This window comes from Robiginitalea rubriflava (genome assembly GCF_052540725.1).
This window is the reverse complement of sequence record NZ_CP199309.1, coordinates 2,845,401-2,866,360: the sequence shown is the minus strand read 5'-3', so window position 1 is coordinate 2,866,360 and position 20,960 is coordinate 2,845,401. Positions and strand designations below refer to the sequence as shown.

General features: G+C 45.3%; 21 protein-coding genes. 14 read left to right on the top strand and 7 right to left on the bottom strand.

What is annotated here, in order from left to right:
• Window positions 1–6 precede the first annotated feature (6 nt).
• A complete protein-coding gene (locus ACT6NU_RS12935; RefSeq protein WP_445382089.1) occupies window positions 7–732 on the top strand; it encodes a nitroreductase family protein in 726 nt (241 codons plus the stop codon).
• Here the strand turns inward: ACT6NU_RS12935 and ACT6NU_RS12930 are convergent.
• From ACT6NU_RS12930 to ACT6NU_RS12915, 4 genes are read right to left on the bottom strand one after another with little or no spacing between them, the layout of a single operon-like run.
• Entirely contained in the window at window positions 729–1,574 is an 846-nt protein-coding gene (locus tag ACT6NU_RS12930) for a 5-oxoprolinase subunit C family protein (protein WP_445382088.1), read from the bottom strand. The two genes, ACT6NU_RS12935 and ACT6NU_RS12930, sit on opposite strands and share 4 nt — an antisense overlap.
• On the bottom strand, window positions 1,561–2,304 hold the full coding sequence (gene pxpB, locus ACT6NU_RS12925; RefSeq protein WP_445382087.1) for a 5-oxoprolinase subunit PxpB: 744 nt from the start codon (window positions 2,302–2,304) through the stop codon (window positions 1,561–1,563). Before pxpB ends, ACT6NU_RS12930 begins: the two co-directional genes overlap by 14 nt.
• Window positions 2,301–3,044: a 5-oxoprolinase subunit PxpA gene (pxpA, locus tag ACT6NU_RS12920; RefSeq protein WP_445382086.1), complete on the bottom strand. Its 744-nt coding sequence runs from the start codon at window positions 3,042–3,044 to the stop codon at window positions 2,301–2,303. Before pxpA ends, pxpB begins: the two co-directional genes overlap by 4 nt.
• 2 nt (window positions 3,045–3,046) lie before the next feature.
• The gene (locus ACT6NU_RS12915; RefSeq protein WP_445382085.1) at window positions 3,047–4,237 is read right to left on the bottom strand and encodes an Nramp family divalent metal transporter; all 1,191 of its coding nucleotides are present in this window, start codon (window positions 4,235–4,237) and stop codon (window positions 3,047–3,049) included.
• A 215-nt stretch (window positions 4,238–4,452) separates the two neighbouring features.
• Between ACT6NU_RS12915 and ACT6NU_RS12910 the strand changes: the two genes are divergently transcribed.
• From ACT6NU_RS12910 to ACT6NU_RS12890, 5 genes are all read left to right on the top strand, one after another.
• Window positions 4,453–4,896, top strand: coding sequence for a hypothetical protein (locus ACT6NU_RS12910; RefSeq protein ID WP_445382084.1), 444 nt, complete (start codon window positions 4,453–4,455; stop codon window positions 4,894–4,896).
• Window positions 4,897–4,918: 22 nt separating this feature from the next.
• Complete coding sequence (locus tag ACT6NU_RS12905; protein WP_445382083.1) at window positions 4,919–5,215, top strand: hypothetical protein; 297 nt, start codon at window positions 4,919–4,921, stop codon at window positions 5,213–5,215.
• Between the two features lie 80 nt (window positions 5,216–5,295).
• Window positions 5,296–6,411, top strand: coding sequence for a pyridoxal phosphate-dependent aminotransferase (locus tag ACT6NU_RS12900; RefSeq protein ID WP_445382082.1), 1,116 nt, complete (start codon window positions 5,296–5,298; stop codon window positions 6,409–6,411).
• Window positions 6,412–6,607: 196 nt separating this feature from the next.
• Entirely contained in the window at window positions 6,608–6,988 is a 381-nt protein-coding gene (locus ACT6NU_RS12895; protein ID WP_445382081.1) for a hypothetical protein, read from the top strand.
• Between the two features lie 161 nt (window positions 6,989–7,149).
• A complete protein-coding gene (locus tag ACT6NU_RS12890) occupies window positions 7,150–8,919 on the top strand; it encodes a hypothetical protein (RefSeq protein WP_445382080.1) in 1,770 nt (589 codons plus the stop codon).
• Between the two features lie 126 nt (window positions 8,920–9,045).
• Here the strand turns inward: ACT6NU_RS12890 and ACT6NU_RS12885 are convergent, their stop codons facing one another.
• Genes ACT6NU_RS12885 through ACT6NU_RS12875 form a run of 3 tightly spaced genes read right to left on the bottom strand, consistent with a single transcriptional unit; the run spans window position 9,046 to window position 11,845 of the window.
• The gene (locus ACT6NU_RS12885; protein ID WP_445382079.1) at window positions 9,046–10,425 is read right to left on the bottom strand and encodes an NAD(P)(+) transhydrogenase (Re/Si-specific) subunit beta; all 1,380 of its coding nucleotides are present in this window, start codon (window positions 10,423–10,425) and stop codon (window positions 9,046–9,048) included.
• The gene (locus ACT6NU_RS12880; protein WP_445382078.1) at window positions 10,422–10,733 is read right to left on the bottom strand and encodes an NAD(P) transhydrogenase subunit alpha; all 312 of its coding nucleotides are present in this window, start codon (window positions 10,731–10,733) and stop codon (window positions 10,422–10,424) included. The genes ACT6NU_RS12885 and ACT6NU_RS12880 overlap by 4 nt, the downstream gene beginning before the upstream one ends.
• Before the next feature lie 11 nt (window positions 10,734–10,744).
• Window positions 10,745–11,845 (bottom strand): Re/Si-specific NAD(P)(+) transhydrogenase subunit alpha, encoded by a 1,101-nt coding sequence (locus ACT6NU_RS12875; protein WP_445382077.1) that lies wholly within the window; start codon window positions 11,843–11,845, stop codon window positions 10,745–10,747.
• Window positions 11,846–12,162: 317 nt separating this feature from the next.
• Between ACT6NU_RS12875 and ACT6NU_RS12870 the strand changes: the two genes are divergently transcribed.
• The 8 genes from ACT6NU_RS12870 to ACT6NU_RS12835 all read left to right on the top strand — a co-directional run bounded on the left by ACT6NU_RS12870 (window position 12,163) and on the right by ACT6NU_RS12835 (window position 20,856).
• Window positions 12,163–12,354: a hypothetical protein gene (locus tag ACT6NU_RS12870; protein WP_445382076.1), complete on the top strand. Its 192-nt coding sequence runs from the start codon at window positions 12,163–12,165 to the stop codon at window positions 12,352–12,354.
• Between the two features lie 220 nt (window positions 12,355–12,574).
• Window positions 12,575–13,828 carry an MFS transporter gene (locus tag ACT6NU_RS12865; protein ID WP_445382075.1) on the top strand — a complete coding sequence of 418 codons (1,254 nt, stop codon included), beginning with the start codon at window positions 12,575–12,577 and terminating at the stop codon, window positions 13,826–13,828.
• 106 nt (window positions 13,829–13,934) lie between these two features.
• On the top strand, window positions 13,935–15,362 hold the full coding sequence (locus tag ACT6NU_RS12860) for a M20 family peptidase (protein ID WP_445382074.1): 1,428 nt from the start codon (window positions 13,935–13,937) through the stop codon (window positions 15,360–15,362).
• A gap of 207 nt (window positions 15,363–15,569) precedes the next feature.
• Window positions 15,570–16,580 (top strand): hypothetical protein, encoded by a 1,011-nt coding sequence (locus ACT6NU_RS12855; RefSeq protein ID WP_445382073.1) that lies wholly within the window; start codon window positions 15,570–15,572, stop codon window positions 16,578–16,580.
• A gap of 10 nt (window positions 16,581–16,590) precedes the next feature.
• On the top strand, window positions 16,591–17,040 hold the full coding sequence (locus ACT6NU_RS12850) for a hypothetical protein (protein ID WP_445382072.1): 450 nt from the start codon (window positions 16,591–16,593) through the stop codon (window positions 17,038–17,040).
• A gap of 90 nt (window positions 17,041–17,130) precedes the next feature.
• On the top strand, window positions 17,131–18,480 hold the full coding sequence (locus tag ACT6NU_RS12845; RefSeq protein ID WP_445382071.1) for an adenylate/guanylate cyclase domain-containing protein: 1,350 nt from the start codon (window positions 17,131–17,133) through the stop codon (window positions 18,478–18,480).
• 167 nt (window positions 18,481–18,647) lie between these two features.
• The gene (locus tag ACT6NU_RS12840) at window positions 18,648–19,511 is read left to right on the top strand and encodes a methyltransferase domain-containing protein (RefSeq protein ID WP_445382070.1); all 864 of its coding nucleotides are present in this window, start codon (window positions 18,648–18,650) and stop codon (window positions 19,509–19,511) included.
• A gap of 7 nt (window positions 19,512–19,518) precedes the next feature.
• Entirely contained in the window at window positions 19,519–20,856 is a 1,338-nt protein-coding gene (locus ACT6NU_RS12835; protein WP_445382069.1) for an oxygenase MpaB family protein, read from the top strand.
• The last annotated feature ends 104 nt before the right edge of the window (window positions 20,857–20,960 follow it).

Genomic DNA, 20,960 nt, shown 5'->3' with positions numbered 1-20,960 from the left:
TAGCCCATGGAGAAAAGCGTAACCGAGGCCATTCAGTACAGACGTGCCGTTCGTGTATTTAAAAAGAAAGCTGTAGATCCTGAAATCATACGGCTCTGCCTTGAAAATTCCATCCTGGCCCCCTCCAGTTCAAACCTGCAATTATGGGAGTTTGTACATGTTAGTTCCGAAACGGCACGCACCCAATTTGTTGAATATTGCTTCGGTCAGAATGCCGCCAAAACAGCAGACCAGTTAGTGGTTGTGGTTGTACGGAAAGATCTGTGGAAAAAACGCTCCAGGGCCAACCTCAATTTCCTGAAGGAGGTCTACGGAGAAACGAAGCCGGAAAAGATGAGTAAAAGGCAGCGTTTTGCCCTTAATTACTATCGCAAATTAATTCCCTCTATCTATATGGAGTTTTTAGGGGTTTTGGGATGGCTTCGCTATCTGCTATTCAACATTCTCGGACTTTTCAGGCCCGTTTACAGACAGGTTCGCCTGTCAGATATGCGTATAGTTGCCCACAAAAGCGCTGCCCTGGCGGCGCAAAATTTTATGATTTCCATGGCTGCAAGAGGATTGGATACCTGCCCTATGGAGGGAAGCGATACCCTTAGGATTAAACGATTCCTGAAATTACCCCGCACAGCTGAGATAAATATGGTTATAGGATGCGGCTATCGCGAGGAAACCGGGGTTTACGGCCCCAGGTTCAGGGTTCCTTTTGAAGAGGTCTACAGCACGGTCTAGCCCGGCATCCGGTGAAAGTTAATCCGGTCCCCGAATTTTTTCTGAGCCAGAACATTCACAGAGTGATCCTCGAGTTGCAAAATCCTCGGGTAGCCACCGGTGGTCTGCCCATCGCGCATCAAGATGATCAGTTTTCCAGAAGGGGTTAGCTGTACAGTACCCGGAAGGGTTGCAGAGGTTATCATCTGATGGCTTTGGCCTTCAATGAATTCCTGCAATTGACAGGCCATCCGGTCCTGTTCCTTGGCTAAAGTAAACGCGCCTGAGAACAAAGCTTCCAGCTGCCTGTCAGACAGCAACTCGTATTCCGGACCCGGAAGAACTTTGAGGGTGGTTTCCCTGTATAGTTTTGAATGCGAAACCCGAAGAACTTTTGATTCGTAATCGGAATTTGGTGTATAGGCTATCTCCGTAAAGGCCTGTATCGTTTTTTTAGGGGTTACGGGGTAGTAAAATGACCGGCTTCCTAAAATCACAGGGGCCTGAAAACCCCCTTTTATGGCCATATAGGTTCGGATACCGTGAGAGGTATGCCCGCAATTCAGGGTACTGCCGGCACTAACAAAATAGGCCTGATCCAGTTCAATCGCTTCCCCGTTCAACTCCAGCTGCATCTCTGCACCGCTGAAGGCTATATAGGCCGGTTCTGAAAATTCGAGTATCGGACCATTCAGGGTCATTTCCAGTACTGCATCCTTGGGGTCGTTTTCGAGCAGGGAGTTAACCCTGGCCGCTGCGATCAAATCCATAGCCCCGGACACGGGCACCCCCAAATGTCGGTAATGGAAGCGACCCAGATCCTGTATACTGGTATAAAAACCGGCGTCCTTAACTAATAGCATCCCCGAATTTCTTTTTGTAATTATAAATACCTACTTCCCCCTCAATCTTATGCAGATCATATTCCGCCCGGCTTACAGGACGGAAACGGACGGTATCCCCCAGGGAAATAAAACAGGGAGGATCTGATCTGGAGTCAAACATGGGAACAGGACATCTGCCAACAAGGTTCCAGCCACCAGGAGACTGCTGTGGATAAATCCCGGTTTGCCGGTCTGCCAGCCCGACAGTTCCCTTTGGCACGTCTAATCTGGGAGAAGCTTTTCTGGGGATACGCAGGCTCTCAGGTATGCCTCCCAGGTAGAGGAACCCGGGTAAAAAACCGATCCCGTAAACCCGGTACGTAACAGAGCTGTGTCGTTTTATAAAAGTATCGACATCTGTTTCCAAATAAGCAGCCACTTCCTCAAGGTCCGGCCCGAAGTCCTTATCGTAACAGACTGGAAGTTCCCAATGCCGTACATCTACCTGATAATCCTTGGGGTATTGCCGGTACCACGATTTAAGGGTACGGGAAAAACGGGTCAAATCTATTTTATCTTCTTTACTAATAAGCGTAAGGCTTTGATATATAGGTATTAACTCCCATTTATCTGAAGTAAGTCTTTTATTTTTCAGGTAGGTTGTAAAACCCAGGATCTGTTGCAACACTTCCATTGAAATCTCCCTTGGCCATTCCAAAACAACTGCCTGTGCACCAAAAGCTCTTATTCTAAAGGGGGTCTCACTCACGAACGAAGGAATATTGAATTATCTGGTAAATGTTTCGAAAGATACATCAATATTTCCAAAACATTCGGGCCATCACCATGCAGGCAATACGTGTCTGCCTCAACAGAAAAAAATGCCCCGCCGAGACAGCGCACCCGTTTTTCCTTTACCATCTGAACCACCTGATGAAACACGGCTTCGGGATCAGAAAGAACTGCCCCGGGTTTTGTCCTGGAAACCAGGCTTCCGTCTGCTTCGTAAGCGCGATCTGCGAAAGCCTCCCGCCAGATGCGATAGCCCCTCTCAACCGCATATCGTGAAAAAGGGGAGCCACAGGGTACGTATAGTATTGCAAAGTCCTTAAAGGATTCCAGCGCGTTGAGGTAGGTTTCCGCTAAATTCAGGTCGGAAGCCAGATCGTTGTAAAGGGCCCCATGTGCTTTTATGTGGTGCAATGTGCCCTTATTCTGTTCAATTACCTTTAGCAGGGCTTCCAATTGCTGAATAATGCTATCCCGGAGCTCCATGTCCCCCATGCGGATTGATCTGCGGCCAAAATGCGCTTTGTCGGGATAGGAAGGATGGGCTCCAAGATGTAAGCCGGATTCAAGTCCCAGGGAGACCATTTCCCTCATGGACTGAACATCTCCCGCATGGCCTCCACAGGCAATATTACAGGAACTGATCATCGGAAAAAGAGCTGCTTCATTGCCCATTCCCTCCCCAACATCACAATTAAGATCTATCTGATAAACTTCCATGCCTAAAAATTTAAATGGTTCAGGAAACTTTTGCCTGCCAGGCCTATCACAAGGAGGATTACCGTTGCCGCCAGGATATTCTGCCATGCCGAATTGGTAAATTTACCCATAAGGGTACGCGAGTTGAGAATCCACCACAGGAACAGGGCAATTACCGGTAATAGCACCGCATTGGCTATTTGAGCAGTATAAATGATCTCAAGGGGCTTAAAATCCAAACTCAGGGATAGGGCGCCAAATAACAGAATCCCTGCCCAAACGATTCGAAAACGCCAGTTTTTGGTATCGGTATGCCAACCAAAACACTGATTGGCGACATATGCTGCCGCAAGGGGTGCCGTAATGGCTGAGGTTATCCCGGCAGCCAGTAAACCTATTCCCAGGCCATAGCGAGCTGCGCTGCCGTAAATGGGTTCCAGCCCGGCCGCAAGGTCCATAACCCCTTTAACTTCAGTAATTGGGGCGCCGGCAGCAGCTATCAGTATACACATGGAGACAATTCCCCCCAGGATTACCGACCAGCCAATATCACTGCGCATCGTACCCATGTTGGCTTGCGAAGACCATTTTTCAGTAACCAGGGAGGCATAGAGAAACAGATTATACGGCACCACAGTGGTACCTATAAGAGCCATAACCATATAGATGTTATCTCCATTCAGATTCGGGATAAACAGCCCTTTAAATAATTCTTCCGCGGAAGGCAAGGTAAGGACAGCAGTTATCATAAAAGAAACACTCATCAGCAAAACCAGGACTGTAAAGACACGCTCCAGAAATTTATTGTTCCCATTCCAAAGCAATATAAAAGCCAGTATTGCAATGAGCCATGGAAATACATCAATGCCCTCCCTGCCGGCAAGACCTTCAAGGCCCAGGACGGCTCCGGCTATGTTTCCCGCTTCATAGGCGGCATTGCCCAGTACTATCGCGATAAGGATAATGGATACGAAAAGCGTTTTTAACAAGGGTATTCGCAACCGCTGCTTTACGGCTGAAGCCAGTCCCTGCCGGCTAATGAGTCCAAGCCTGCCGGCCATTTCCTGCAATACTACAGTGGCAAAAATGGATAAAAGCAAGGCCCAAAGCAGGCTAAACCCGTCGGTTACCCCTGCGCGTATACAGGTAGTAACGGTTCCCGGGCCAATAAAGGCAGCCGCTATTAGCATTCCGGGGCCAGGGCGTTTTATCATGCTTGAGGGATGGTTAAGGCGCTTTTTGTAAATATATGAGGTTTCTGTGAAAGCAAAACATCCTTCTTTGGATGGTAAAAGTTGCAAAAAAGGTGCATTTCATCTAGAAAATGGTCGTTCGTCTAAAAGTGGGTGGTCATACATCGAATTTTTAAAATAATCCTCAAAACTTCAGGTTATAACTATCCCGAATCCTTTAAATCGAACCTACGACAATGACATGCATCGAATGCAATAAGGAATTGAGTTACCTGGATCACAGGCAAGCTATGGATCTTTTCAAGGTAGAATTGTGCCCCGCTCACAGAAAGCGGATGGAACAGCTGATACGGCGTCAACACAGTTCTGCTGAGGCAATAACCCTTTATTATGGCCTAATACAGGCCGGGGTTAAGCCCATGCTGGCCTGGTGGGACGGAAAGAAAACTGTGGACCTGGCTATTTCAAGGGTGAAATTGAACATAGAAATAGACACTGGTTTCGAAAATATTACCTGTGAGCAGGCTTTGTACGAATTGGAGCAAAAATGCTGTGATCACCAGGATGAATTCACAACAATTCGTATTCCAAGGGTTATTATCCGGAACAACCTGAAGGATACTGTCGAAACGATTTTGGGCATTACAGAAGGATTGAGAAACAATCTCAAAGTAATCTAAATCATCATAAACAAGGAAAGTTATGGAGGCAGAAATCAATTATACAGAGCGATCTTATCGCATGAGCAAATTCATCCTAATTTTACTGACTTTTGCGGCAGTGTCCATAATGATCAATCTGCAATCTACCCTCTCGAAATTGCTTTTTGGCCTACCGATTGTTATTTCAGGAATACTCGGGTTGTTCGGTACCATTTATATCGTAAAAGGCCTGAATGAACCCCTTACAGAAAAAAAGGTCATAGCCATTACGGTAAACCTGGCCATGGTAGTTCTGATCATTGCCATCCTGATAAGCAATACCCTTTACCGCCTGTAGGCCCTCCCCTCTGGTCCACATCTCAATTATTAGCCGAACTAAACGGATAATTTGTATCTTTTGCCTAAAGCAATAAAGGCATGAATACAACTGATCGAAGAAATTGGCTCAAAACCATTGCCCTGGGTGGTGGTTTCACTCTGCTCGGGGGATTACCTTCACTTGCGCAGGAAACGTATCGTCCTGGGAAAAGACCCTTAGCCCCTCTGGCTAAGTTAAATTCAAACGAAAACCCTTATGGCCCTTCTGAAGCAGTCCGTGCAGCAATGCAACAGGATTTCGATCTGGGATGCCGCTATCCTTTCCAGTATATCAAGGAACTGGTTAGAATGATTGCCAAAAAAGAAGAGGTAAGCGAAGATTGTATTGTTATTACCGGTGGCTCCACCGAGGGCCTTAAAGCCTGCGGTTTGGTCTATGGTTTGGGAAGGGGAGAAATTGTGGCAGCCGATCCCACCTTCCAGGCCCTGCTGAGATATGCAGAGCTTTTCGGGGCATATGTGCACCGCGTACCCCTGAATGATAAGCTGGAACATGACCTGCAGGCGATGTCGCGAAGGGTCAACAGCAAAACCCGCCTGATTTTTTTATGTAATCCCAATAACCCATCCGGCACTTTATTGAACCCCGGGGAACTGAAGGATTTTTGCCTTTCCATGGAAAGCAAGGCGGTAGTTTTTAGCGATGAGGCTTATTACGATTATATCAGCGAGCCAGATTATCCTTCAATGGTTAGTCTTGTGAAGGAAGGAAGAAATGTTATTGTTTCCAAGACCTTTTCCAAGGTTTTCGGCCTTGCCGGTTTGCGCATCGGATATCTGGTAGCCCGTCCGGATATAGCCAGAAGATTGCAGGATTCTTTGATGGCAAACACGAATACCCTTGCGATTCAGGCTGCTAAAGCGGCACTGAAAGATGTTGAATTCTACAAATTCAGTATCACCCAAAATGAGAAAGGCAAAGAACTTATTTATAAAACCCTCAATGAACTGGGGCTTCGCTATATCCCTTCGCATACCAATTTCGTTTTCTTTGAAAGCGGCAGGCATATTTCCGAATTAATTCCAAGAATGGCCGAAAAGGGTGTGCAAATAGGCAGGCCTTTCCCTCCCTTATACAATTGGGCGCGAATCAGCACGGGTACCCTGGAGGAAGTGGCTACCTTTACAAAGGGCCTTAAAGAGCTGTATATCTAAAAAAGCTTGGCTGTTGAAAGGGCCTTATTTTAAAATTATCAGTGTTTTCTGATTGTTTTTGTAAGCTATTTATGACATAAAATAAGATAATTTGATCAGCCTCTGATTTATTTCAATCTTCCCAGCCATACGGTTGTAAACTTTACGAATAAATGTTATCTTCAGATGACAACCGAGCCCCCAATTATAGCACAATATGCATTGGGATGTCTCACATAGTGAAGAGTTACAGGTATTGCTTCTCAATTTTACAGGGAAACACTCCGCGGAGTCTATTTTTAAAGCCAGTGAAGCCTTTATAAGAGAGTCACAGCGGCTAAAGCTGTACAAATTGCTGGTTATCACGAAAGATTTCACTACGGATTCCTCTCCTGCCGAAATATTTAAACTACCCTACAAATATTACACCAAATGGGGGCTTCACCCCTCAATCCGGATTGCCGTATTAGAGCCTGCGGATCTTAATGCCAGGCAAATAGCCAATTTTTATGAAATTTCAAGTCGCAATCTGGGTTGGGAGGTAAAAGTATTCGGAAGCCGGAAGCGGGCCCTCAAATGGTTAAACGGATCGCAATAAAAATTATGCCCGATGTAAAAAGCGAGTTCGCAGAACCATCCAGCCCATTACGATTATTCCCCGATACTTCTTCTTTCCCTTCAAGTATTTGCTCATAATTCCGTAAATTAGAGAACCTGATCCGCTGCAATCAGGCACTGTTACATCTCTAAACCAGATTTATGAAATTTGGTAAATTCTTTTCCGAACTGAATAGAAGGAACGTCATCAAGGCTGTGGTGGCCTACCTTGCTGTTGCCTGGGTGATCTTACAACTCGCAGACACTATCCTGCCCCTGTACAATGCCCCTGCATACGTGCAAAAGGGGCTTCTTGTCCTTCTGTTGATTGGCCTGGTTTTCTGGACGGCTTTCTCCTGGATTTACGACCTAACTCCCGGGGGTATTCATAAGACCACGGAAGAGGAAATCAATACAGAAACCCAGCTGCAAAACAGCAGAAGGCTCAACCAGGTGATCGTGGGCTCCATAATTACTGCTGTGCTGCTTCTGTTGATGGCCAGCTTTTGGGCCGGATCGCAATGGTCTGCTCCGAAAGCGGTAGGTGGCGAAATCAGGGTAGCGGTAATCCCGCTGATCTCAGAAGACAGCTCTGAAACGGCGGAATTCTACGAAGAAGGTATGACAGAATCCCTGATCGATGCCCTTTCAGAGCTCGGGCAACTCACTGTTTTAAGCCTTACCTCCTCTAAATATCTTACCGCTGGCTTTTTACCTGAAGATTCCTTTATAAAGGAAGAGGTAGAAAACGTGGATTATTTTATTCACGGAACTCTGGGATACGATGAAAACAGATTGACAGTCCAATTACAGCTTTTAACCCAGCTTGAAAAGGAACCGGTCTGGAATAAAAAGTATACCGAAGACCTGTCACGAGTACGCCAGCTCTGGAAGGATATTGCTGTTGAGCTGTCATCCGTACTGGGAATCGGCTTATCTGAATCCCAGAAATTGCTGAAAGCGGGGATTAAACCAGTAAAACCGGAAACCTACGAGTTATATTTGAAGGGCAAGTATTATCTGAACCAGCCCAGAGAAGAAGATTGGAAACGCGGACTGGTCTACTTGCTGGAAGCAGTAGATCAAAATCCGGCAGACCCCTATGCCTATGCGGGCCTTGCCGAAGGATATATCTCCCTGGGCCATAGTCTAATGCCCCCTCCTGATGTTTTCCCCAAGGCGCTGGCTGCAGCCAAGCGAGCCATACAACTGGACTCAACCAATGCAGAGGGATGGGCAGCCCTCTCCCATTACCACACCTACTTTGGATGGGACTGGGAACTGGCTGAGTACGCTTTTAAACGCGCCAATCAGCTCAACCCCAACATGGCCTATAACCATTACCATCGTGCATGGTACCTCGCCCTTTTCGGACGTATGGAAGAAGCCATTGCCGAACATAAAAGGGCCCAGGAAATAGATCCGTTTTCTTCCATGCACACTTCCTGGCTGGCTGCCCTTTATCGGATGAACGGACAGTACACACAAGCACTTAAAGAACTGGATAAAGCCGAACAAATGATGGATGACAACGCCCTTAGCATGTTCGTGAGGGCTAATACCTATATGGACATGGGGCGGGAGGAGGACGCCCTTCAGGTAATGAGGGAAGCGGTGAGGATCAATTCGGGCTACAAACATTTTGGCCTGGGTAAAATTTTATTTAAAACCGGCCACAGGGAAGAAGGAATGGCCATTATTGAAGAACTGGAAAACCGGGAGCGTACTCCCTTCTTTTCACTATGTCTGGCACAGCTGTATTTTAGCGCCGGAGATATCGACAAGGGTTTCGAACGGCTGCAATCTGCCAAGGGCCATGCTTTTTATCCATGGATACGTGTGCTGCAGCGGGAAGAAGCCGTTCGCAAAGACCCTCGTTTTGCCGAATTGATAAAGGAAATGGGGCTTCCACCTGCTGAACCTATAGGTTAAAGCCCAAGTCAAACAGATTTTAGATCACTTTAGCTGCTTTTCCATTTATATAATTAAATTCATAAATAAATAAAGCCCGGCCAATTGGCCGGGCTTTTACTTTGAAATGCCGGGATATTATGTGCCCTACATCCTTTTGAGGGCTTCCACTATATCGCTAATGGCCTTTTTGGCATCGCCGAAAAGCATGGATGTTTTGGTATTGTAAAACAGCTCATTGTCAATACCTGCATACCCGAAGCTCATGCTCCTTTTATTCACAATTATTTGCCGGGCATTTTCAACCTCCAGTATGGGCATCCCGTAAATAGGGCTATTCGGATTCTTCAGGGCCGCCGGGTTCACCACATCGTTCGCCCCAACCACAAAAACGACATCGGTATGTGCAAATTGCGGATTGATATCTGACATTTCCTTAAGGAGGGCATAATCCACATTGCTCTCGGCAAGCAGAACATTCATATGACCCGGCATACGGCCGGCCACCGGGTGAATTGCATAACTTACTTGCACCCCCCGGCTGGTCAAAACTTCTTCCATTTCATGAATTATATGCTGGGCCTGAGCAACAGCAAGGCCATAGCCGGGAACGATAACCACATTATTGGCATAATTGAGTAAAATGGCACAATCCTCAGCAGTTGTTTTTTTTACGGTTCCCGTATTTGCAGCAGAATCCGTTTCAATATCGTCCCCTCCAAAGGAACCAAAAATTACAGCGCCTAAGGTACGGTTCATCGCCCGGCACATGGCGATTGTAAGGATGATACCCGCAGAACCCACCAGGATACCACCAATCAACATAACTGTATTGTCATATAAGACCCCGGTGATAGCCGCAGCAATACCAGTGAGTGAATTTAGCAGGGAAATGACAACAGGCATGTCTGCGCCTCCAATGGGTAAAACAAATAGTGCCCCATAAAGCAAGCTACCGGCTAACAGGGCGTATACAATCACAGGATTCTGCCATCCGCCTGTAACCATCAAAACAGCCACAATAATCAGAAAAACGAATAAGATGTTGTTGAGCAGTTGCTGTCCGGGAAGTCTGATCAGGCTTCGGATGGTCCCGTCCAGTTTTCCCCAGGCCACAATACTTCCGGAAAAAGTAAGCGAGCCTATTATTATTCCCGACAGTACTGTTGCCTGTTCCACGGGGTCTGCAGTTATATCTTTAAACGCCACCAACCCAATGAGGGCAGCACTGGCTCCTCCAAAACCATTGAAGAGGGAGACCAGCTCTGGCATTTTTGTCATTTTTACTTTTATGGCCATACCTGTTCCCAGCAGGGCACCCAGTAAAATAGCAGCTCCGATAAGCAAGTATATTTTCGGAGCAACCTGATAATCATGAAGGACCAGGGTTCCCAAAATTGCCAGGGCCATCCCAATAGCAGCTATCCTGTTTCCCCTTTTGGCTGTTTTAGGGTGGCCTAATTCTTTAAGCCCGACGATAAATGTAATCGTGGAAATCAGGTATATGATACTTAGTATTCCGTTCATTTGTCCTTCTTTTTAAACATTTCAAGCATCCTGCCGGTAACCGCAAATCCGCCAACTACATTGAGAATCCCCAGGACCACCGCCACAAAACCCAAACCCAGCGAAAGGTAATCTTCCGGGTCAGACTGAAGCATAATCAGCAATGCCCCCACCACCACTACCCCACTAAGGGCGTTTGCCCCGGACATCAAGGGGGTGTGCAGCACGGCCGGGATATGTTTAATAACCTCCACTCCCACAAATATGGCCAGGATTAAGATGTAAATGCTGTCGAGGTTCAGGCTGATAAATTCGTTTAAAACTTCCATACGATCTGCTATTAATCAATAAGTATTTCCCCGTTTCGCAAAATCAGGGTTCCACGGGTAATATCATCTTCCATATCCCATTTGAACTTGTTGTCACTGGTTAAATGAAGGATGAAGTTGAATATATTTTTGGCATAAAGGTCACTGGCATGCGTGGAGACACTCTCTGGTGCAATGGTAGTGCCTACTATGGTAACGCCTTTATACACTTTGGTCTTGTGCATTTTACTCAATTCGCAATTCCCGCCCTGATCGGCAGCCAGGTCTATTAGCACGGCGCCGTTTTTCATTTGTTCAACCTGTTCCCGCGTAATGAGCAAAGGTGCCTTTTTACCAGGCACACTGGCCGTGGTAATCACCAGGTCTGCTAAAAACAAAGAATCATTGACGGCCTTTTTCTGCTTTTCGGCAAATTCTTCCGTTGCCTCACGGGCATAGCCATCCCCGGTGATTTGCCGGCCGTTTTCGACTAATATGAATTGCGCACCCAGGGATTCGGCCTGTTCCTTTGTCTCCGGACGGATATCAGTTGCTGTCACCAAAGCCCCCAATCTTTTGGCAGTTGCAATTGCCTGTAAGCCTGCTACCCCTACCCCATAGATAAATACCCTGGCAGGTTTTATGGTGCCAGCAGCTGTCATCATTAAGGGCATAATGCGTTTCATTAAAAAAGCCCCCAGAATTACCGCCTTATATCCGGCCAGGTTACTCTGAGAGCTTAAAACATCCATTTCCTGAGCCCTCGATATTCTGGGCATGGCATCCATTGAAAATGCCGACACCCCCAGGGAAGCCATTTCCCGGATGAGCTCTTTATGCGTCCTGTGAAAGAGCTGCGCGATCAGGACCTGTCCCTCACGAACTAATTTCAGGTCTTCCCTGTCAAAGGGATTTATCTTCACCAGCACATCTGCTTCTTTAAAGACCACTCCCCTTTTCTCCACCTGGGCCCCGATCTCCCGGTAATAAGAATTTTTAAATGAGGAGTTTTCCCCTGCTCCTTCTTCAACAATTACCTCGAATCCCTTACTGATTAATTGACTTGCAATCCTGGGCGAGATACTCACGCGCTTCTCGCCTTTTTGCGTTTCCTTTAGTATGCCGATTTTCATTTAGTCAGTGATTTAGATTCAGTTACCGGAGCATATCTGTTTTGGATTTCCCCAATTTTTACTTTGATAAACCTAGTCAATCCGCTGCAGAAAGTTTATGAGAAATGTCATACAAATTTGGCCTTAGCACGGGCAGTTTTGTGCTTTAAGAAATCTGAACCAGGATTGCTATGGATTAAATCAGTAACTTGTTTAGAATTTAAACCAGCGGAATTATATTAAAATATCTTATGTGCTGATTTATCAAAGACATGAATAAGGAAACGGTATCGGAATCTAATAGTTCAGGAAATACTCGTTTTGCAAAATAGTTTATTATGGGAATCTTTTGGGACCTGCTGCAGCAGGAAGAATTGGAAAAGCAGGAAAAAAATGCGAAAAATCTTGAAGAAAGGGTGAGCCAATTGGAAGAAGAACTCCTGGCAACCCGGGCTTTACTAAAAAAAACCCTGGTAGCCCTGGAAACGCATTTATCAAAAGATATTGACGGGGATGGAAAAACAGGCTGAAATGTCCAATGGATTTAATTTTTTAGCTGATGGATGCCATCAATATCGTAACCCTTATCGCCATTATCCTCTTTGCCAGACTGGGGGTACGACTCTTAATACAGTATCGAAAATCGAGAAAGAATAAAAAAAATGGCCCGGAATAATAGCAATTTGCGGGAATAGCCTGTAAAACTTCAAAATACTCTTTCCCTTTACAAATACATTAAACCTTTCCTGAATGCCCAACGGTAAAGCACCCTGGTTTTATTTATTGTTATTGATCCTTGCCGGAGAATCTGTATTTATTCTTCCCTTTGTAATCCCGAGGGTTTTTCGGCCCACGGTGTTACAAGCCTTCAATCTCAACAATGTTGAATTGGGGCTGTGTTTTTCGGTTTATGGCGCTGTAGCACTTTTATCTTATCCCTTCGGAGGCCCGCTGGCGGACAAATACCCGCCCAGAAAGCTTATTGCATTTGCTTTATGGACTACCGCCCTTGGAGGGTTATTATTTGCGACATTCCCTGAATTTAAGACCCTTCGGTTGCTTTACGGATACTGGGGGTTTACCACCATCTTTCTGTTCTGGGCTCCCATGATTAAAGCAACACGGGTTTGGGGTGGCACGGCTTCCCAGGGAAAAGCATTTGGCTTTTTGGACGGGGGGCGCGGGCTGGTAGGGGCTTTGTTTGGAGCACTTGGGGTACTGGTATTCTCCTGGTTTTTACCTGTAGACGTTTCCCGGGCAACGCAAGTTCAAAATCAGGAGGCCTTTCGCTATGTTATTCTGGCTTCTTCTGGAATCGTTTTGGTTGTTGGCCTCCTGGTGTGGTTTTGCATGAAACTGGATCAAAAGCTTGAAAGGGTCATTGTCCTGGACCGCATTAGTCTGACTCAGGTACGAGAGGTGTTGCGACAGCCGGCCGTCTGGCTGCTTATGGTTATTATCCTCTGTGCCTATGTAGGCTATAAAATAACGGATGTCTTCTCCTTATACGCCCAGGACGTGATGTTGTACGACCAGATACAGGCAGCACAGCTGGGCACTTTCCTCTTGTTTATTAGACCAGTAGTTGGGGTGTTAATAGGAATCCTGGCAGATCGTGGCCGTATTACGTTCTGGCTCCTCTGCAGTTCCATTATTGCCACTATTGGAGCCCTTCTATTTGCAACGGGCTTAATAAATGCCAATACCACCCTTTTATTTTTTGTATCCATATTAATTGTGGCAACCGGGGTCTATGCTGCCAGGGCTCTTTATTTTGGGGTAATGCAAAGCGGGAAAATCCCATTGGTGCTGACGGGAACGGCTGTCGGAATAATTTCCCTTGTAGGCTTTACCCCGGATATTTTTGCCGGGCCTGCCATGGGATATTTCCTGGATAGATCCCCGGGAGCAGCTGGGCATCAGCAGGTATTCTGGATGCTTGCCGGCTTTTCAATTTGCGGGAGCCTTGCCGCATATAGCTATCACCGACGCTATGGAAAATAAACAACTTCCTCTGCTTCGGGGCATTTATATTTTACCGCCTTCCTTAATTGGAATTTGTAAAACTGTTTATCTTTCCGGCACCAAAACCAACTAATCTTTCATCCTCATGAAAAAAACACTCTATTTGTTGCTCGGCCTCATTGTTGTGCTCGCGGCGGTCCTGATTTTCAATACCCTGTCGTTAAAGTCACGGCAATTAGACCCGGAACCTTTGCCAGAAATAGAAATTCCCGGGCAGGTATACCAAAACCTTTCCGGGGCGGTTCGGTTTCGAACCGTTTCATACAGCGAGGAAAGTGTGCCGGATTCTGCCGCATTTAATGGATTCCACGCGTTTCTGAGCCAAACCTTTCCCTTATTGCATCAAAACCTGCACTTAGAAAAAGTAAATGAATACAGCCTGCTCTATACCTGGGAAGGTACTCAGCCGTATAAAAAGCCAATTATTCTAATGTCGCATCAGGATGTAGTGCCTGTAGACCAGCCCACTATCGACAAATGGGAAGCAGGGCCGTTTGAAGGGGAAATAACTGATTCGCACATTATTGGCAGGGGCACCATGGATGACAAGAGCTCGCTGATGGCCGTGATGGAAAGTGTTGAGATGTTGCTGAAAGAGGGGTTTGCCCCTTCACAAACCATCTACCTGGCATTCGGGCATGATGAGGAGGTTGGTGGTAAAAACGGCGCAGCGCAGATTGCAGCCTATTTGAAAAAAAAGGGTGTAAGGGCTGCCATGACACTTGATGAGGGAGGTTTCCTTGCGGAAAATATGGTGCCCGGTATTGAACCACCTGTAGCCATGGTAAACCTGGCTGAAAAAGGTTTTGCATCTTTCAGGCTCGTAGTTGAGACCAATGGAGGACACAGTTCCAGACCACCGCGCGAAAATACTATAGGTATGCTGGCACAGGCCATTGTAGACCTGGAGAATAACCAGTTACCTTATAAATTAGTAAAACCAGTAGATTACCAATTAGAATATATGGGAGCCGAACTCCCCTTTTTCAAAAGGATGGCCTTTGCCAACCCCTGGTTGTTTAAGTCACCAATCCTCAAAGCGCTGAATTCACATACCACAACAGCTCCAACTATTATTGGAGGAGGTGTAAAGAATAACGTGATCCCCACCATTGCAGAGGCCACCATTAACTTCAGGATACTGCCGGGGGAAAGCATTGAAACAGTAAGGAAGCATATTGAGGCAACCATTAGTGATAAAATAAGGGTGGAAACGGTCGGTTTTCTAACGAACCCCTCCCCTGTTTCCGGTATTGAGTCGGATGCCTACAGCAATCTGGAACAAACCATTCGATCTGTTTTCCCAAATTCAATAGTGGTTCCGGGGCTGGTTGGCGGAGGGACAGACGCTCGTTATTTCTACGATATCTCTGAAGATGTGTATCGTTTTTATCCCATTCGTATAGGTCCTGAAAGTATGAAACGATTTCATGGCATCGATGAAAAGATCAGTAAGGAAAATTACAGGGAAATTATATTGTTCACCTATCATCTAATTCGAAAATTTCAATAAACTGCCGTTGGGGCTATATTCGTGACATAAAAAGAAAACCTGAACGAATTCGGAAAACTCTTGCTGTTTTTAGATTTCTTTAACTTATCTTAGAATTTAATTCCCCCCAAATAAAGCATACGGAACGCGAAAACCGAAATAGCTAAACTGTAGTTAACCGGATGAGTACTGCAAGCGCAGTACCCGGTTATTTACCTAATACAAGTAATGAAACTATTTAATTACCTGTTCTTTACGGCAATCATCACTCTTAGTGGCTCCCTTTTTGCCCAGGAAACCCAAATCCGGGGATTTGTTCATGTAAACTCATTTCTGAGAGATGATAAGGTTAGTTTCGAACTGGGTGAGTACGACCTGTTCATTACCTCTGAAATCAATGACCGGATTTCTTTTCTGGGAGAAACGGTTTTTCGGTATGACCGGGGGAAAAAGGATTTTGAAGTTAGCGTAGAAAGGGTAATTTTTAGATACAATTACTACGGGAACCACAGTTTTTTGATTGGAAAGCACCATACGCCCCTGAATTACTGGAATGATTCCTACCACCATGGAAGGGTTTTCTTCCCGACCATAGACCGGCCCTATCTTTTTCGACGTAATATAATCCCCTTACACACTACAGGGGCTTCCCTGCAGGGGATGAACCTGGGTAAACTTCGCTTTGGGTATGACCTGATGGTAGGTAATGGCATAGGTTCGGGAGATCTGGAAGATAACGATACTTATAAATCGCTGACGGCAGCCATACATATCCGTCCAATGGACCGGATGCGTATTGGTGCTACGTTTTACAACGACCGTATTTCGCCTCTGGCTGAAGAGGACCACCACAGCCCACAGACTGATTTGGAAGAGGAAATCCGACAGCAGCTGTACACAGCCTCCTTTGCTTATTTTGGTAAAAAACTGGAAGTTCTGACGGAGGCCACCTATGCAGTAAATAAAGCAGAAAGTACGGGAAGCCTCAACTCCATGACTTCCTATTTTTATGCGGGATACCGTTTTAAAGATAAAATAGTACCCTATTTTCGGGTAGATTGTCTGGATTTTGAGGATGAGGAATTGTATTATAACAACAGCGATGTAACCTCCTTGGTAACAGGAGTGCGTTATGAAATCAATTACCTGGCCGTCGTCAAATTGGAGTACCAGCATGAAAGTATTAGTTTATCGGACAATATTAACACGGTTAAATTGCAGATTGCGATAGGCTTTTAACGAAAATTTTATGAACAGGATTCTTTTCAAATTACTGCTGATAGCCTTTCTGGGCTTCGTGATGCCCAAAGGGCTGCACGCCCAGGAAATGCCTCTTGTGGTGATAGGGAACGAGCAATCCGTTCCGGATGAGTTGACTTTTAATCAGCTAAAATCCGTTTTACGTGGGGAAAAGCTCAGATGGGATGATGGCAAGAGGGTTGTAATTGCATTGATGAAATCAAATACTCCAACCGGAAAGGAAATCTGCGAGCGGATCTACAATATGAGCCCTAACGAATTGAATAAATATTTCCTGGCACTGGTTTTTCAGGGCAGACTTAAAGCGCCTACCTTTTTTACCTCAGAACGCGAACTGGAGGCATTCGTGGCTGAAACACCTGGTGCAATCGGAGTCATTAATGAGGCTGGAGATTCTACCTCTAAAATAATAAATGTGACCGGCAATGAGCAATTGTAAAGAAAGAAGCTTTAAGCCGGCCCTTTTGGCATAAGAAAAGTTTAAGAAATTCAGATTCCTTTAATGGTCTTATCCGTCCAAACAAAAATTTTGCTGACCGTCTTGTCGGTTGTGCTGATGTTCGCCTTGTTTATACTATTCTATTATCCCGCCCGGCAGGAAAGTATCCTTCTCGAAAATTACAACTCCGAAATTGAACACTACGCCAACTCGGTTGCCCTGGGTATTAAAATTGCCCTGACCGAAGAAAACTTTGAAGGGGTGGAAATGTCCCTGAATTACGTAAGGGATGATGAAAGGCTTCAATTTGTGAGCATCATTCAGAAGGATAGTATCTGGAATGAGGACCATACTGATTACACCATAGAAAAACAGGTCTTTATGACCTTTCCCGATAGTATCCCGGTAGATCCCTACCTTACTTCTACTGAAGATTTTATAATCAAAACAAGTCCCTTTAGCACCCCTATAATGGAAGGGGAAGTAATGCTGAGTTTTACAACCAATGAAATTGCCGTTGGAAGACGCCAAATCCGCATTGCATCTGCACTGGCGAGTTTGACCGTTTTTGTAATTGGCTTGCTTATCGGATACTGGCTGGCCAGACGAATATCTGTACCTGTTCTTGAACTGAGGGATGCGGCCAACCGTGTTGGGGAAGGTGATTTTACCCAGTCCGTGATTAATAAATCAAGAGATGAGATCGGGGAACTGAGTGTAGCATTTAATAAAATGGTAAAAGACCTGCGCGTAGCACAGGAGGAAATTTCCAAAAGAACCGAGGAGCTTACCGAGGAAAAAAAGAAAACCGATGAATTATTGCTGAACATCCTTCCAATTGAAACGGCAAGGGAATTGAAATATACAGGTACTTCAAAAGCCAAATACCACGAATCAGTAACTGTTATGTTTACAGACTTTAAAGATTTTACGGCTATTTCCAAAACCATGAGTGCTACCCAACTGGTTGCCGAACTGCACGATTGCTTTAGCAGGTTTGACCATATTATCCGTAAATACAACATTGAAAAAATTAAAACCATCGGAGATGCCTATATGTGTGTTGCCGGACTGCACTCCTCTAACAAAGACCATCATTTCGATGCGGTGGAGGCTGCCATTGAGATCAATGCAGCCATGAAGGAATACCGGGCCGAAAAAGAAGCGAAAGGCGAAAAGGGGTTCGAAATAAGGATTGGAATACACACCGGGCCTGTGGTGGCAGGTATTGTGGGAGTAGACAAATTTGCCTATGACATCTGGGGCAGCACAGTCAATATGGCTTCTCGGATGGAAAAAAACAGCGAACCGAACAAAATAAATATCTCCAATTGCCTCTATCAGGAAATCAAAACCAAATACAACTGCACCTCTCGAGGAAAAGTAGTGGTAAAAGGTCTGGATAAAATCAAAATGTATTTTGTGGAGGGGCCCGCCTAAGAGTGGCTGGAAACTTGCAATGCTTTTATCATGCTTCAACTTCAGACGCTGTATGCGCTTAAATTTTACCCCTGGCATCAAATATACCAACAGATTGAGTATATTTAAATGCACTGACGGGAACCAACCTCTGAAATTGCATTATCCCTACAAACCAACTAACTCAAATGACCGAAAAAGCACTCATCAACGAGGATGAGATTATCAGGTATTACGAAGATTGCCAGGTAGATTATGAATTAGTCTGGCATTTAAATTCCCATATGTGCATGCACTATGGGTATTGGACCAAAGAAACCAAAAATCTAAGAGAAGCCTTATCCCGGATGAATCAGGAACTGATTGAGCAGGCTGGCATTAAGGCCTCTGATTATGTCCTGGATGCGGGCTGTGGTGTTGGAGGGAGTTCTATCTACCTCGCCAAAAATACAGGTTGCACCGTAAAGGGAATTACGCTTACCCCGAGCCAGGTAACCACCTCTACTGAAAACGCCCGAAAGCATGGGGTATCTGAAAAGGTTAGTTTTGAGAAACAGAACTATTTGTCAACCACATTTGACGACAATTCCTTTGATGTGGTATGGGCCATAGAAAGTGTTTGCTACGCCTGGGATAAACAGGATTTTCTCAATGAGGCATTCAGGGTCCTTAAGCCGGGAGGCAGATTGATAGTGGCTGACTTTTACGCTGAAGCCTGCGAAGAGGGAAGCAAAGACGCCATCCTACTCGAAAAATGGACAGACACCTGGGCTATAAAGGCCTATGCCATTACAGATGAGTTCGAACAACAATGCAGGACTGCCGGTTTTAGAGAGGTTCTGGTTCGAGATGCTACGAAGAATGTGCTCCCCAGTATCCGAAGGTTGTACTATTATTTCTTCCCAGGAATCGTTGTTACCACTTTCTCTGAGTTTTTTGGATTCAGAAACCGTACCCAGACCAAAAATACCTGGTCTACCTATTACCAGTATAAAGCCTATAAAAAGGGGCTGTGGAGGTATAATATCATTTCTTGTTCAAAACCTAACTAACTCAATTATGGCTCAAAAATGGACTAAGGCTTTTCTGGATAAAAAAAGAACACTTGCAGACCCTTATGCTGATGAGGCTGCCGCGGCTCTTTTTGAAATGATAAACGCCCAGCATTCTGAAGAAAAAAAGAAAAAAGTAGCCCGCTTCGTAACTGAATTTGTCAGTCACGATTTCACACATGACTGGGATCAAAGCAAACACGAAATCCAAATACCGGAGAAACTCCTGCATTATTTCAAAGACCTAACCCCATTTAAATTCACTCATGAGGAACGGATAATTTTGGAAAAGGGAGCTGAGTTTTTCAATACTCACGGACCCCGGATTATACTTATTCTTTACTCTCGTTCCCTTCTTAAACAGTACGCGCACACCAAAGCTATTGAGGTATTGCACAAAACAAGACTACTGGAGAGCAAGCCACACAGGAGAATAATTGAAACCATGCAGTTCGTGGTGGACGTGATGCAACCGCATTGGCATATTGAAAAACACGACTCAGATGACCCCCACCTCAATACAAATCACAACGGGGTTCAAAGCATACAGAAGCTGCGCCTGGTACACGCCATGATCCGATATAAGATTAAACATAATATTACCCATACAAAGGATAAAGGTTGGGACCATAAAAAATTTGGGGAACCTATCAACCAGGAAGACATGATATTTGCCACCCATACCTTCAGTACCGAGGTTATCCAGGGATTACTTGAGATGGGAGCAAAATTGAGTCCGGTAGAAATTGAGAACTATTATCAGACCTGGCGGCTGATTGGAAGAGCACTTGGCGTAAATCATGATTTGTTGCCTGAAAATTACGAAGAAGGTTGTAAGCTTCAGGATATTATTTACAAAAGGCATTTCACCCTCCCCAATCCGCATGGGCCAAAACTTGCAGAGGCCCTGGTAGAATGGTTTGCTGAAACCATGCCTTTATTTAATCGCAAAACAGCTCTTACGGTAATAAAAGATGCAAACGATACGGCCAACCAGCTCCTTATTAAAGAAAACCTCGGCATCGACCTGTCCGATGCCCATGATGATTTGGTGACTCACCTTACCGAAGTTGACTTGCCTGGAATTGAGAAGCACAACGGGCAAAACGTGGCCTCAGCCGAAATTGAACATCTTTTTATCTACTTTATAGAGACCCTCTTAAAAGTTGAACGGGGTGGAAAGGCGTCAACCTTCCGGATTGGCGACGGATTTGACGATACCTGGAATATTAACCGGGACCAGGAAAAGCCCGCTGGGAAGATACATTTGATCATTAGTACGATATGGGCGGCCATAAAAGGATTTTTTCTTAAAATAATCGGCTATTTTAAAAACCATGATTGAAAGCAGAGTCCTGTCAGGATCCCTTATATTTGATATGATCAGATTAAAGGCTCATAAACAGGCTGCCAATAGGGTCTAACTATTCGCAGTTTTTGGAAAGTTCC